This is a genomic window from Histidinibacterium aquaticum, from assembly GCF_008710275.1.
Taxonomy (GTDB): domain Bacteria; phylum Pseudomonadota; class Alphaproteobacteria; order Rhodobacterales; family Rhodobacteraceae; genus Oceanicola; species Oceanicola aquaticus.
The window spans coordinates 26,452-39,992 of the sequence record NZ_VYQE01000002.1; the positions used below are offsets into that span (position 1 = coordinate 26,452).

Annotated in this window: 15 protein-coding genes; 9 read left to right on the forward strand and 6 right to left on the reverse strand. The window is 67.3% G+C overall.

What is annotated here, in order from left to right; genetic code table 11:
• Nucleotides 1-17: 17 nt before the first annotated feature.
• On the reverse strand, nucleotides 18-890 hold the full coding sequence (gene miaA, locus F3S47_RS05515; RefSeq protein ID WP_150444258.1) for a tRNA (adenosine(37)-N6)-dimethylallyltransferase MiaA: 873 nt from the start codon (nucleotides 888-890) through the stop codon (nucleotides 18-20).
• Between the two features lie 83 nt (nucleotides 891-973).
• On the opposite strand from miaA, the gene pyrH reads away from it, so the two are divergent.
• The 9 genes from pyrH (at nucleotide 974) to F3S47_RS05555 (ending at nucleotide 9,887) form a co-directional block, all read left to right on the forward strand.
• The gene (gene pyrH / locus F3S47_RS05520) at nucleotides 974-1,699 is read left to right on the forward strand and encodes a UMP kinase (RefSeq protein ID WP_150444259.1); all 726 of its coding nucleotides are present in this window, start codon (nucleotides 974-976) and stop codon (nucleotides 1,697-1,699) included.
• Nucleotides 1,700-1,799: 100 nt separating this feature from the next.
• Nucleotides 1,800-2,363 carry a ribosome recycling factor gene (gene frr / locus F3S47_RS05525; RefSeq protein ID WP_150444260.1) on the forward strand — a complete coding sequence of 188 codons (564 nt, stop codon included), beginning with the start codon at nucleotides 1,800-1,802 and terminating at the stop codon, nucleotides 2,361-2,363.
• 107 nt (nucleotides 2,364-2,470) lie between these two features.
• Nucleotides 2,471-3,193, forward strand: coding sequence for a polyprenyl diphosphate synthase (gene uppS, locus F3S47_RS05530; protein ID WP_150444261.1), 723 nt, complete (start codon nucleotides 2,471-2,473; stop codon nucleotides 3,191-3,193).
• A gap of 7 nt (nucleotides 3,194-3,200) precedes the next feature.
• The gene (locus tag F3S47_RS05535) at nucleotides 3,201-4,001 is read left to right on the forward strand and encodes a phosphatidate cytidylyltransferase (RefSeq protein ID WP_150444262.1); all 801 of its coding nucleotides are present in this window, start codon (nucleotides 3,201-3,203) and stop codon (nucleotides 3,999-4,001) included.
• Nucleotides 3,998-5,176, forward strand: a complete 1,179-nt coding sequence (dxr, locus tag F3S47_RS05540; protein WP_150444263.1) for a 1-deoxy-D-xylulose-5-phosphate reductoisomerase — start codon at nucleotides 3,998-4,000, stop codon at nucleotides 5,174-5,176. The genes F3S47_RS05535 and dxr overlap by 4 nt, the downstream gene beginning before the upstream one ends.
• A 6-nt stretch (nucleotides 5,177-5,182) precedes the next feature.
• On the forward strand, nucleotides 5,183-6,511 hold the full coding sequence (rseP, locus tag F3S47_RS05545; RefSeq protein WP_150444264.1) for an RIP metalloprotease RseP: 1,329 nt from the start codon (nucleotides 5,183-5,185) through the stop codon (nucleotides 6,509-6,511).
• A gap of 101 nt (nucleotides 6,512-6,612) precedes the next feature.
• A complete protein-coding gene (locus F3S47_RS19310) occupies nucleotides 6,613-6,762 on the forward strand; it encodes a hypothetical protein (RefSeq protein WP_191090140.1) in 150 nt (49 codons plus the stop codon).
• Nucleotides 6,763-6,879: 117 nt separating this feature from the next.
• Nucleotides 6,880-9,204, forward strand: coding sequence for an outer membrane protein assembly factor BamA (gene bamA / locus F3S47_RS05550; RefSeq protein ID WP_150444265.1), 2,325 nt, complete (start codon nucleotides 6,880-6,882; stop codon nucleotides 9,202-9,204).
• Nucleotides 9,204-9,887 carry an OmpH family outer membrane protein gene (locus tag F3S47_RS05555; RefSeq protein WP_150444266.1) on the forward strand — a complete coding sequence of 228 codons (684 nt, stop codon included), beginning with the start codon at nucleotides 9,204-9,206 and terminating at the stop codon, nucleotides 9,885-9,887. Before bamA ends, F3S47_RS05555 begins: the two co-directional genes overlap by 1 nt.
• Here the strand turns inward: F3S47_RS05555 and secF are convergent.
• The 5 genes from secF to F3S47_RS05580 all read right to left on the reverse strand — a co-directional run bounded on the left by secF (nucleotide 9,785) and on the right by F3S47_RS05580 (nucleotide 13,418).
• Nucleotides 9,785-10,810, reverse strand: coding sequence for a protein translocase subunit SecF (secF, locus tag F3S47_RS05560; RefSeq protein WP_150444267.1), 1,026 nt, complete (start codon nucleotides 10,808-10,810; stop codon nucleotides 9,785-9,787). The two genes, F3S47_RS05555 and secF, sit on opposite strands and share 103 nt — an antisense overlap.
• A gap of 217 nt (nucleotides 10,811-11,027) precedes the next feature.
• Nucleotides 11,028-11,873 (reverse strand): arginyltransferase, encoded by an 846-nt coding sequence (locus F3S47_RS05565; protein ID WP_150444268.1) that lies wholly within the window; start codon nucleotides 11,871-11,873, stop codon nucleotides 11,028-11,030.
• A 76-nt stretch (nucleotides 11,874-11,949) separates the two neighbouring features.
• Nucleotides 11,950-12,414, reverse strand: a complete 465-nt coding sequence (locus F3S47_RS05570; RefSeq protein WP_150444269.1) for an RDD family protein — start codon at nucleotides 12,412-12,414, stop codon at nucleotides 11,950-11,952.
• 70 nt (nucleotides 12,415-12,484) lie between these two features.
• Nucleotides 12,485-12,910, reverse strand: a complete 426-nt coding sequence (locus tag F3S47_RS05575; RefSeq protein WP_150444270.1) for a DUF2852 domain-containing protein — start codon at nucleotides 12,908-12,910, stop codon at nucleotides 12,485-12,487.
• A 64-nt stretch (nucleotides 12,911-12,974) separates the two neighbouring features.
• On the reverse strand, nucleotides 12,975-13,418 hold the full coding sequence (locus F3S47_RS05580) for a DUF2852 domain-containing protein (protein WP_150444271.1): 444 nt from the start codon (nucleotides 13,416-13,418) through the stop codon (nucleotides 12,975-12,977).
• Nucleotides 13,419-13,541: the final 123 nt, after the last annotated feature.

Here is a 13,541-nt window from a genome sequence, read left to right on the forward strand (position 1 = left end):
TGTGGATAACCTTGGGGTCAGTCTGGGGACGGCAGGTGGATGGGTGTCCAGTTTTTCATGCGATTCCGGAACCATGTCCGCTGTCTCTTCGCGTATTGCCGCGTCGCGACGAGTACTGCCTGCCGTGCCTCTTCCAGCGTCATCCTGCCTTCGACATGGGCGATGAGCTCGGCCGCGCCGATGGCCTTGGCGCTCTGGTGGCCGGGTGACCAGCGGGGGCGCATGGCGCGCGCCTCGTCGAGGACGCCATCCTCCAGCATCTGCTCGAATCGTCCGGCGATGCGGGCGTCGAGCCATTCGACCTCGGGCCGCAGAACCAGCGGGGCCGCAGCATCGATCGGCAGCAGGGGCGGCGGCGTGTCCGCCTGCCAGGCGGAGATCGACCGGCCCGTCGCCCGCGCGACCTCCCAGGCCCGCTGGACCCGGGCGCGGTTGCGCAGGTCCAGCTTTGCCCGCGTCTCGTCGTCGAGTTCAGCCACCATCGTCTCGAGAGGCAGGCTGTCGCCCTCGGCCCGGACCTCCGGCGGCGTGGCGGGAATCTCTGCCAGTCCCTCGGTCAGGGCCGAGAAGTAGAGCCCCGTGCCGCCAACGAAAATCGGCCGCTCGGCCCCGTCGAGATAGCGGGCGGCCTCTCGCAGCCAATCGCCGGCGGAGTAGCTGGCGTCATGGGGGACGTGCCCGTAGAGCGCATGCGGCGCCCGCTCCATATCCCCGGCGTCCGGGCGGGCCGTCAGGATGCGCCACCCGTCGAAGACCTGAAGAGCATCCGCGTTGACGATGACCCTGCCGCCCGTTTCGGCGATCCGAAGCGCAAGTCCCGACTTGCCGCTCGCCGTCGGCCCTGCGATGAGCACGGGACGGTCCTCCGGAATGTCGGGCAGGGGGATCATCGGGGCGGTCCGCAGCCTTCGGGCGGGCATTGACAGAAAGGCCGTATCCCGCATTTTGCGCGCGACATAAAGAGGAGCCCCCGATGAGAGACAGCGAACAGCCGACCTATCAGAGGGTTCTCCTGAAGATCTCCGGCGAGGCGCTGATGGGGGACGCGGGCTACGGGCTCAATCCGCCCACCGTCGAACGCATCGCCCGGGAGGTGAAGTCGGTCCACGATCTCGGCGTCGAGATCTGCATGGTGATCGGCGGCGGCAACATCTTCCGCGGCCTCGCGGGTGCTGCGCAGGGGATGGAGCGGACCACCGCCGACTACATGGGCATGCTCGCAACGGTGATGAACGCACTGGCGATGCAGTCCGCGCTGGAGGCCGAGGGGGTCTATACCCGGGTGATCTCCGCGATCCGCATGGACGAGGTGGCCGAGCCCTACATCCGCCGCCGCGCCGTCCGTCACCTCGAGAAGAAGCGGGTCTGCATCTTCGCCGCCGGGACCGGCAACCCCTACTTCACCACCGATACCGCCGCGACGCTGCGCGCCAACGAGATGGCCTGCGAGGCGATCTTCAAGGGCACCAAGGTCGACGGGGTCTACGACAAGGACCCCAAGAAATTCCCCGATGCCAAGCGCTACGAGACGGTGACCTACGACGAGTGCCTGCAGAAGCACCTCGGCGTCATGGATGCCTCGGCCATCGCGCTCGCCCGGGACAATTCGCTGCCGATCATCGTCTTCTCGCTGGACGAGCCCGGCGGCTTCCGCGGGATCCTCGCGGGGCAGGGGACCTATACCAAGGTCCACGGCTGACCGTCCCGCCACAGCCGGACACGCCCCGCGCCGCTGCCCTATACACGTCCGGGCCATGCCGTTATAGCAAGGCAAAATCACGGACCCCGGGCATTTACCTATGGCAGACGAGTTCGAGCTAGACACCGACGACCTGAAGCGCCGCATGGACGGCGCGATGAGCAACCTCCGGACCGAGTTCGCCTCGCTTCGGACCGGCCGCGCCTCCGCCTCCATGCTGGAGCCGGTGCAGGTCGAGGCCTACGGCCAGATGACGCCGATCAACCAGGTGGGCACCGTCAACGTGCCCGAGCCACGGATGGTCACGGTCAACGTCTGGGACAAGGGTCTCGTGAACAAGGTCGAGAAGGCGATCCGCGAGAGCGGTCTCGGCATCAACCCGCAGATGAACGGCACGATCATCATGCTGCCGATCCCCGAGTTGAACGAAGAGCGCCGGCGCGAGTTGACCAAGGTGGCGGGCCAGTACGCCGAGCACGCCCGCGTCTCGATCCGGAACGTCCGTCGCGACGGCATGGACCAGATCAAGAAGGCCAAGAGCGAGGGTCTGTCCGAGGATGACCAGAAGCTCTGGGAAGGCGAAGTGCAGGAGATGACCGACTCCTACATCAAGGCGGTCGACGAGGCGCTGGAGACCAAGCAGGCGGAGATCATGCAGGTCTGAGCCGGCAAGGGCGGTCCTCCGAAGGCCGGGGACGCGACGGACCGACACAACGCCCGCGAGGCACCCCGGTCAAGGGGCGCCGAGCGGCACCGTTAGGAGTAGGCCGGATGGCCGATGACAAGACGACCACCGGACCGCACCACGTTGCGGTCATCATGGACGGCAACGGCCGCTGGGCTCAGCAGCGCGGAAAGCCGCGTCTCTTCGGCCATCACGCCGGGGCCAAGCGGGTCCGCGAAATCGTCGAGGCCTGCCCCGATATCGGCGTCAAGTATCTGACGATCTTCGCATTCTCGACCGAGAACTGGAAGCGGACCCAGACCGAGGTCGCGGGCCTCATGGGCCTCTTCCGCCGCTACATCCAGCGCGAGGCGCGCGACCTCCTGGCCCGCGGCGTCCGCGTCCGCTTCATCGGCGACCGCATCAAGCTCGACGAGAAGCTCGTGCGCCTGATGGACGAGCTCGAGCTGCTGACCTCGAACAACGACAGGGTACACCTGACCATCGCGCTGAACTATGGCGGCCGCGACGAGGTGACCCGAGCCGCCCAGCGTCTCGCCTACGAGATCGAGCAGGGCCGCCTCGGCCATGCCGACGTGGATGCCGAGACGCTCGCCCGTTTCCTGGACACCCGCTTCCTGCCCGACCCGGATCTCGTCATCCGCACGAGCGGTGAGGCGCGGATCTCGAACTTCCTGCTCTGGCAGTCCGCCTATGCCGAGTACGAGTTCGTCGATACGCTCTGGCCCGACTTCGGCGCGGCCGAGTTCAAGCGCATCGTCGGCCAGTATTCCGGCCGCGAGAGGCGCTTCGGGGCGGTGAAGGCCTGATCCCCTGATGCTGCGAGGCGCCGACCCGACCCGGTGGGACGACCTCCGCGTCCGCCTCGGCTCCGGGGCGGCGATGGTCGTCATCGGCACCATCGCGATCCTCGCGGGCGGCGTCTGGTTCCAGATGCTTGCCGTCTTCTGCGTCTCGGTGATGATCTGGGAGCTCTGGATCATGATCCATCCCTCCCGGCCCACGGTGGGGATGCTGCTGGCGGCGCTCACGGCCTCGGTCCTCTCCGGGTTTCTTTCGGTCGAGCAGGGCTGGTTCCTGCTCTTCTTCCCCATCGTCCCCGCGCTGGGCATCCTGGGCTCCACCCGGGAGCGGCTGACCTTCGGCGCCTTCGCCTTCGCCATCCAGGCCGCGGGCTGGGGGCTTGTCGTCTTCCGGCATGAACAGGGGGCCGGCTGGCTGATCTGGCTGATCCTCGTCGTGGCCGTCACTGACATCGCGGGCTACTTCGCCGGGCGCCGCTTCGGCGGGCCGAAGTTCTGGCCCAAGGTCAGTCCCAAGAAGACATGGAGCGGGACCATCGCCGGCTGGATCGGCGCCGGGCTCGTCGGCGCTGTCTTCTGGGCCGCGACCGAGGCAGGCCCGATCCTGATCCTTCTGTCCATGTTCATCAGCTTTGCGGGCCAGATGGGTGACATCGCTGAATCCGCGCTCAAGCGGCGGATGGGGGTCAAGGACAGCTCCACGCTGATCCCGGGTCACGGCGGGCTCTTCGACCGCTTCGACGCGCTGTTGGGCGCGGCGGTCACCATGCTCCTCATCTCTGCGGTCTTCGACGTGCCCGGGGTCGGCTTTTGAGACGTATCAGCGTTCTCGGCGCGACCGGATCCATCGGGCGGCAAACGCTCGACCTGATCGCGCGAGCACCCGATGACTACGAGGTCGTCGCGCTCACCGGCGGCCGCAATCTCGACGATCTCGCCGCTGCCGCCGTCGAGCACCGGGCCGCGCTCGCGGTGACCTGCCACCCCGAACTGGCCGACGATCTGAAGGACCGGCTCGCCGGGACCGGCATCGAGACGGCGGCCGGGCCGGAGGCGGTCCGCGAGGCGGCCATGAGGCCAGCGGACTGGACGATCTCCGGCATCGTCGGCGCGGCAGGCCTTGCGCCGGGGCTGGACGTCATCCGGCGCGGCGGCACGCTCGCGCTTGCCAACAAGGAGACTCTCGTCTGCGCAGGTCCCCTTGTCATGCAGGAGGTCGCGGCCCACGGCGCCACGCTCTTGCCGGTCGACAGCGAGCATTCCGCCGTCTTCCAGGCGCTGGTGGGCGAGGAAATGAGCGCTGTCGAGCGGATCGTCATCACCGCCTCCGGCGGCGCCTTCCGCGACTGGCCGATCGAGGACCTCGCCGCGGCGACGGTCGAGCAGGCCTCTTCGCATCCGAATTGGGACATGGGTCAGCGCATCACCATCGACAGCGCTTCCATGTTTAACAAAGCCTTGGAACTCATTGAGACCAAAGAGTTCTTCGGTATCGACCCTGCCCGGATCGAGACGGTCGTCCACCCCGAGAGCCTGATCCATGCGCTGGTCGGCTTCACCGATGGCGCGCTCATGGCGCATGTCGGCCCGGCGGACATGCGGCACGCCATCGGCTATGCCCTGCACTGGCCCGACCGCCGGCCGCTGCCGGTGGAGCGGCTCGACCTTGCGAAGATCGGCCAGCTCACCTTCCGGGAGCCCGATCTCCGCAGATACCCGGCCCTGAGGCTCGCCCGGTCGGTGATGGATCAGGGCGGACTTGCGGGCTGCGTCTTCAACGCCGCCAAGGAATGCGCGCTCGATGCCTTCATCGAAGGCCGCATCCGGTTTCTCGACATGGCGGCGGTCGTCGAGGACGTGCTGACGCGAATGTCAGGGCAGGGCACCCTTCAAATGACAATGACGGACCTAGATACTGTACTCGACACCGACCGTGCGGCGCGGACCGTGGCGGCGGAGGTGATCCGGACGGTCCAGGCAAAAGGCTGAGCAGACGTGACAGAGCTTCTCCCCACGTTCGGAGGCGCGGCCTTCACCATCATCGCATTTGTGGTCGCGCTGTCGATCATCGTCGCGATCCATGAATACGGTCACTACATCGTCGGCCGCTGGTCCGGCATCGACGCCGAGGTTTTCTCGCTGGGCTTCGGTCCCGTGCTCTACTCGCGGACGGACAAGCGCGGGACGCGCTGGCAGATCGCGGCGCTGCCCTTCGGCGGCTACGTCAAGTTCCTGGGCGACGCCAACGCCGCCAGCGTCGGCGGTGACGACACGGACATCCGGGAAGTCGACAAGCGCCGCACCATGCTCGGCGCGCCGCTCTGGGCGCGCGCCGCGACGGTCGCGGCCGGTCCCGTGTTCAATTTCGTCCTGTCGTTCTTTATTTTCATGGGCGTCATCCTCATCGAGGGGCGCACGGCGGATCCGCTGACCGTCGCCGAGGTCCGCGCCCTTCCGCCGGCTTACACGCAGGAGCTTCAGCCGGGCGACGAGATCCTCTCGATCGCCGGGCAGGAGACACCGGGACTGGAGGGGTTCGACGCCTACCTCGACGAACTCCCGCAGGAGCCGGTGCTCGACTATGAGGTGCGTCGCGGCGACGAGGTCATGACCGTCCAGGGACCGTTTCCCTATCCGCCCGTCATCGCCGGTCTGAGCCCGCAATCGGCGGCGATGGACGTCGACCTTCGCGTGGGCGACGTGATCCTCTCGATCGACGGACAGGACGTCCGGACCTTCGACCAGTTGCGCGACCAGGTGGCCGAGGCGGGCGGAACGCCGCTCGGGCTGCAGGTCTGGCGCGACGGAGAAATCCTCGAATTCACGCTGGTTCCGCGCCGTGTCGACCTGCCGAGCCCCGAGGGAGGCTTCGAGACGCGCTGGCTCATCGGGATCACCGGCGGGCTCTTCTTCGAGCCCGAGACCGAAAGCCCCGGTCTCCTGTCCTCGATCCAGTACGGCGCGGCGCAGGTCTGGTTCATCGCGAAGTCGTCGCTGTCCGGGCTGTGGCACATGCTGACGGGGGCCATTTCCACCTGCAATCTCTCCGGCCCCGTGGGCATCGCCGAAACCTCCGGCGCCATGGCGAGCCAGGGGGCCTCGGACTTCATCTGGTTCGTCGCGGTCCTCTCGACCGCGGTGGGCCTGCTCAACCTCTTCCCGGTCCCGATCCTCGATGGCGGGCATCTCGTGTTCCACGCCTACGAGGCCGTTTCCGGGCGTCCGCCCTCCGACCGGGCGCTGCGGGTCCTGATGGCGGCCGGGCTCTCGATCCTTCTCACCCTGATGCTCTTCGCGCTGGCCAACGACCTTTTCCTCTGCTGAGAACAATCTTGCGAATGGGCGTGAATTTCCCCGTATCTGCACGGGCTTGCCCATTTCGCGCCACAATCCATCCGCATCACTGACGGTGAACGAAGCATCGGATGGCGAAGGCAACCATGCAGACTTTGGCTCAAGGGTATCGCGGCGTATCGCTGCTGATCGGTCTCAACTGGGACCGGCTTCTTTCGGTTGTCACGATCGTCGGAGCGCTTTGGGCCGGCGCCTTTATCGGATCGCTCACCGGGTTCTGAGCCTCTCAAACAACGCTCGACGAACGCGCGCCTTCCGGCGCGCGTTCTCGTTTTGACAAGTGCCCATTCGCCCGGTACCAGACTTTCAATTGAGGGATGTCTGGTGGGGCGGAAGACATGCAAAAAACCCGGAGCAGTGCGGGGCACGTCCATCTTGCGATCAGAGCCGCGGCGCTCTCGGTCTCGCTAGCAGTTACCGGCAGTGCGGTTTCCGCGCAGACCTACTCCTTCGGCTCCGTCTCGGTCACCGGCAACCAGCGGATCGAGGACTCCACCATCCTCAGCTACACCGGCATCTCGCGCGGCGAGACGGTGACGGCGGCCGAGCTCAACGACGCCGCCCAGGCGATCCGCGAGACGGGCCTCTTCAGCGCGGTCGAGGTCGTGCCCCAGGGCGGCACCCTCGTCATCCGCGTCGTCGAGAACCCGACCGTCAACATCGTCGCCTTCGAGGGCAACGACCGCATCTCGGACGAGCAGCTCGCCGCCGTCGTCCAGAGCACCCCGCGCGACGTCTACTCCACCGCCCAGGCAGAGCGCGACACCGCCGCCATCACCGAGGCCTACGCCTCGCAGGGCCGGATCGGCGCCGTCGTGCGCCCCACGATCATCCGCCGTGACAACAACCGCGTCGACCTCGTCTTCGAGATCGCCGAGGGCGGCATCACCGAGGTCGAGCGGATCTCCTTCGTCGGCAACCAGACCTTCTCGGACCGCCGCCTGCGCGGCGTGCTCGAGACCAAGCAGGCGGGCCTCCTCCGCCTGCTCGTCCAGCGCGACACCTTCTCGGCCGAACGTCTCCAGTTCGACCGCCAGGTCCTGACCGATTTCTACAACTCGCGGGGCTACCCGGACTTCCTGATCACCGACGTGGACGTCTCGCTCACTCGCGAGCGTGATGCCTACCTGATCACCTTCTTCGTCCAGGAAGGGCAGCAGTTCCGCGTCGGCAACGTCACCGCCTCTTCGCAGGTCGCGGGCGCCGACGCCCAGGAATTCCTCGCGGCCGCCCGGCTCCGCACCGGCATGGTCTACTCGCCCAGCCGGATCGAGAACGACATCGCCCGGCTCGAGACGCTGGCGCTCCGCAAGGGTCTCAACTTCGTCCGCGTCGACCCCCAGATCACCCGCGACGACCGCGGCCTGATCCTGAACGTGAACTACGCGCTGGTCCCCGGCGAGCGGATCTTCGTCGAACGCATCGACATCGAAGGCAACACCACGACCCTCGACCGCGTGATCCGGCGCCAGTTCAACACGGTCGAGGGCGACCCCTTCAACCCGCGCGAGATCCGCGAGAGCGCCGAGCGCATCCGCGCACTGGGCTTCTTCGCCTCCACCGACGTGAACGCCCGCGAGGGGTCGTCTCCCGACCAGGTGGTCATCGACGTCGACGTGACCGAGCAGCCCACCGGCTCGCTCTCCTTCGGGGCGAATTACAACAGCGACAACGGCGTGAGCCTCGTTGCCAGCTTCTCCGAGGACAACTTCCTCGGGCGCGGGCAGGGGCTCTCCTTCGACATCTCGGTCGGGGCGGACACCCGCAACGTCGGCGTGTCCTTCTCCGAGCCCGCCTTCCTCGGTCGCGACCTCCGCTTTGGCCTGAACGCGAACTACCGGACGACCGACAACGCCAGCGCGCTCTACGACACGGAGACCGGCCGCTTCAGCCCCTCGCTGGCCTTCCCGGTGAGCCAGAACGGCCGTCTCTCGGTATTCTATGCCTACGAGTACACCGACATCACCGGCGTCGCCGGAGAGCGGACCGATCCTCCGAAGGACCGCGCCAGTATCGTGATCTTCGAAGAGGCGGAGCAGGGCGGCGTATCCACCAACTCGCTCGGCTACTCTTATAGCTACGACACGCGCCGCGCGGGCCTCGACCCGAACACCGGCGTCATCCTGCGCTTCGGGCAGGAATTCGGCGTGGGCGACAACCAGTTCGTCCGCACCTCGGCCTCGGCCGCGGTCGAGACGCGTGTCTTCAACGACGACGTGATCCTGCGCGGAACCGTCGAGGGCGGCGCGCTCAAGTACAACGAGGGCTCCAGCCGTGTGACCGACCGCTACTTTCTCGGCTCCCGCATCTTCCGGGGCTTCGAGCCGAACGGGGTGGGCCCGCGCGACGCGGACACCGGCGACGCGCTCGGCGGCAACTACTACGCCGTCGCCCGTGTCGAGGCGGAGTTCCCGCTCGGCCTGCCGGAGGAATACGGGATCACCGGCGGTGTCTTCCTCGACCACGGTTCCGTCTGGGACGTGGGCGAAACCTACGGGGCCGACGTGCTCTACAACGACTACACGCCCCGGACCGTCGCCGGCGTCTCGATCTTCTGGGACACGCCGATCGGCCCACTGCGGTTCAACTTCTCCGAGCCGGTCGACGTCCAGGAGCAGGACGAGACGAACGAGTTCGACATCACGATCTCGACGAGCTTCTGATGCCGGCGCGCCGGGCAGGCGGCCTCTGCGCGGCTCTGCTCGCGCTCCTGCTGCCCGGCACCCTTCCCGCGCAACAGCAGGGCAACGTGGCGGAGCAATTCCCGGTGCAGGGGCCTGAGGTCGTGCGCTCTCCCGTGCTGACCATCGATCCCGACCGGGTCTTCTCCGAGAGCCGGTTCGGCCAGCACATCACCGAAGAGATCCAGGCCGAGACCGAGGCGCTCGCGGAAGAGAACCGCCGGATCGCCGCCCGTCTGGAAGCGGAAGAGCGCGACCTGACGGAGCGCCGCCCCGATATCCCGCCCGAGGAATTCCGGGCCGAGGCGGAGGAGTTCGACGCGCGCGTCCAAGAGATCCGCCGCGAGCAGGACGCCAAGGAACGCGCCATCGGCGAGCGGGTGCAGCAGGCTCAGGCGGCCTTTCTGGGTGCGGTCCGGCCCGTGCTGGCTAACCTGATGATAGAGCGGGGCGCGGCGGTCATTCTCGACCGCAGGACCGTCGTCCTCGGAGCGGGGGCCGTCGACATCACCGACGCCGCGATCGAGCGCATCGACGCCGAGATGGGCGAGGGGCCCGGGGTTCAGGCCTTGGACGACCTCGCACCCGCGCCCGAGATCGACACGGTTCCCGATCCGGAGGCCGAGCTCGAGTCGCTGCCGGACGCCGATCCGATCATCGAGTGATCCGATGCGGGGGCGCCGTCCTCCGCCCGCGCTCTGCCCGACAGGCCGCCCGGCAGGTGCAGTAGGAGCGGTGCCGCCACGAAGATACTGGACAGGGTGCCGAGCAGCAGACCGAAGGTGACCGCCGCCGCGAAACCGAAGAGCACCGGCCCGCCGAAGATCAGCAGCGACAGCGCCGTCGCCAGCGTGGTGGCCGAGGTCATCAGCGTGCGCCTCAGGGTGGTCGTCACCGCTTCGTCCACGGCGTCTCGCAGAGGCAGGTCGGGGCGCTTGCCGAAAACCTCGCGCAGGCGGTCGAAGACGACCACCGTATCGTTGATCGAATAGCCCGCGATCAGCAGGATCGCCGCGACGCTGGTCAGATCGAAGCTGATCCGTGTGACGGCGAAGAAGCCAACCATCAGCGCGGTGTCGTGGAAGGTCGTGAGGAAAGCCGAGAGGGCGAAGCGGGCGTCGAAACGGATCCAGATATAAGCCCCGATAGCGGTGACTGCGGCCAGGCAGGACAGCAGTCCGGAGCGCAGCAGCTCGGCGGAGACCTTGGGCCCGACCGTCGCGGCGTCGAGCACCCGGGCCTCGGGTCCCAGTGCCGAGGTGATGGCCTCCGTCGCGCCGCTTCCCGACTCCCTCGTGCGGATCAGGACGGTCTGGCCGTCGTCGAGGCTCTGGACCGAGGCATCGTCGATACCCGCCGCCGCAAGGTCGGAGCGCAGAGCGGTGAGGTCCCACTGTGCCTCCCCGCGCGCCTGAACCACCGTCCCGCCCGAGAAGTCGGCCGAGAGGTTGAGCCCGCCGAGACCCAGCGACACGAGCGTCGCCAGGATGAGGAAGGCGGAGACAGCGAGCCCGAGGGGGCTCCAGCGCGAGAACGGGTACCGGGTCGCACCGGCCGGCGCTTTGCGCCGGATGAGGGACAGGATCATGTTGCCACGGGACGCGAACTGCCGCGTCCACAGACCTCCCGGGCGGAGCCGCGATCTCGCGTCTCAGGGCACGCCCGGACCAAGAGATCGGGTGCGCGGGTCAGTTCCGCAAGGGGTGAGCCGCACCTGACCGCAGAATTCTCCGGACCGCGGCGTTAACCAATTTTTCGTTTTAAATCAGAGCCCTGATGCCCCGTCCAAATTTGGACGCGGGCTTTTACTCTTCCCGGCGCGTCGGCCGCGTGTCGGGCAGGCTGATCCGCGCCACCTGCTCGGCGATCGGCGGCACGGAGAGCGGGTGCGTGTCGGCCTCGAAGCTCTCAGGGTCGGTCAGGCGTTGCCAGCATCCCCGGTGATAGACCTCCAGCCCGGAGAAGCGGGCCTTGTAGCCCATCTTCGGACTGCCGGGCACCCAGTAGCCAAGATAGACGAAGGGTAGCCCCATCGACCGCGCGAGATCGACGTGGTCGAGGATGACGTGCGTCCCGAGGGAGTCGCTGGCGAGTTCCGGGTCGAAGAACGAGTAGACCATGCTCAGCCCGTCATCGAGCACGTCCGTCAGGCAGACCGCCTTGAGCCCGCCGTGCGGATCGTCACGCGGGGCTTCGCGGTCCGAATACTCGATAATCCGGCTGCGGATCGGCGTCTCCTCGATCATCGCGGCGAACTCGAAGAGATCCATGTCCGCCATCCCGCCCTGGGCGTGGCGGCTGTCGAGGTAGGACCGGAACAAGAAATACTGCTCTTCCGTCGCCCAGGGGGCGCTCGCCCTGCGCTCGAGGTAGCCGTTCTTGCGAAGAACCCTTCGCTGGCTCTTGGAGGGCCTGAACCGGTCGACCGCGATCCGCGCCGAGAGACAGGCGGAGCATTCCGCGCAGGAGGGGCGGTAGAGGACGTTCTGCGAGCGGCGGAAGCCCTGCTTGGACAGCGCGTCGTTAAGCTGCTCGGCGCCGTCGCCCTGCAGCGCCGTGAAGAGCTTCCGTTCCATCCGCCCCTCGAGATAGGGGCAGGGCTGCGGGGCCGTCACGTAGAATTGCGGCGCGAGCGGAAGGGTGTGACGCATGGGGTCTCCGTCTCCTCGGGCGAGACGTTAGCAACGGCCCGCCCGCAGGCCAAGCCCCCGCTACGGGGGGCCAATCTCAGACCGCCGGCCGGTTGAGCAGGGCTGTACCGAGGATGTGATCCGTCAGGCCCTGCTTTCGATCGGAGATCAGCATGAGCACGATGGAGATCGCCTGCAAGATCGGAAATGCGATGGAGATCGTGTAGCCGAGCGTATGGGCGAAGGCGGTGGCATTCGACAGCCGATGCCCGTCGGCCTCGCGCAGCTCCATCCCCATCAGGCGCATCCCCCAGGTCCCGGAGCCTGCGGCGATCGTGCCCCAGCGGTATAGGAAGCCCACGAAGAGCATCATCAGCGGGAAGAAGAAGATGCCGGTGAAGGCGGTAAAGGGCAGCAGGAGCACGCAGACGATGCCGATGAGCACCATGTCCACAAGCCAGGCGGCAAAGCGCTTGCCCGTAACGCCGGCATAGAAGTCCGGCCGCCTGATCGGGTCGGGCAGGCGCGATTGCGTGAAGGAATTGCGGGGTTCGGCGTACATCTCGGCAGGGTCCATTTGATTGATATCGGAAGGGCGGCGGGGCGGCGCAAGGGGCGCCCCGCCGATGGCGTCAGTCCGCATAGGCGGCGATGGTCTCGTCCTGAACCCTGCGGGCGCGCCGGTCCATGAACTGGTCGAACTCGGTCTGGTCCTTGGCCTCGCGGAGGCGGGTCAGGAAAGCGCCGAAGCTCTGCCGCTCGTCCTCGAGCCGCTTGAGCATGTCGGCCCGGTAGGCGTCGAAGCTCGCGTTGCCGGTGCCGGCGGGCTCCGCCGGCTCGGGCGCAGTCTCCTCGGCGGGCGCGGAGGACCGGCGGGCGGCCTCGGGCAGGAAGTCGCCGCGCCAGGCCAGGATCGCCGCGAGGGCGAAGCCCGCCGGCCAGAAGTGCGCGAAGGCGATGGCGACCGAGGCGATGGCGAAGGCGCCGAAGATCAGGACCGAAAGGACCTGGACGGCGGGGGGGACGGACGAACGTGACCTTTCGGTGGATGCGGACATGACAGCCTCTGCTGGCAGGATGTGGAAGGGAGAGGCCGGGCCCGCGAGGGGCCCGGCCGGGCGATCAGGCGGTTTCGCCGCCGGTGTTCTCGTCGCGGGCCTTTCGGGCGCGGTCTTCCATGAACTGGTCGAACTCGGCCTTGTCCTTGGCTTCGCGGAGCCGCTCGAGGAAGGCCTCGAAGCTGGCCTGCTCGTCTTCGAGCCGGCGGAGGGTCTCGGACTTGTAGGCGTCGAAGGCGCTGTTGCCCGAGGATTTCATCGCCGCGCGGAAGGCGTGGCGGGAGGAGGATTGGCGCCGGGAGGCGCAGCTGCCGGAAAACATGCGTTTGCTCCAGATCATGTAGGCGAGAAGGGCGAGGCCGACCGGCCAGGCGAAGATGAAGCCGAGGACCGTTGCGACGATCCAGGCACCTTTGCCGCGATCATCGAGCCAGGCTTCGGCCCGGGCGAACCATCCGGCGACGCCCTGCTGGCGAGGGGCCGGATAATGGGTGGTGGCGTCGGTCATTCGGGGTCTCCTTTGCGGTGAGGTGATGTAAATGCCTTTCACATCACACCATATCGGAGTCCGGCCCTGTCCCCGCAAGAGGTAATGTTAAGAGATTTCACATAAATCGTATAAGGCTATGAA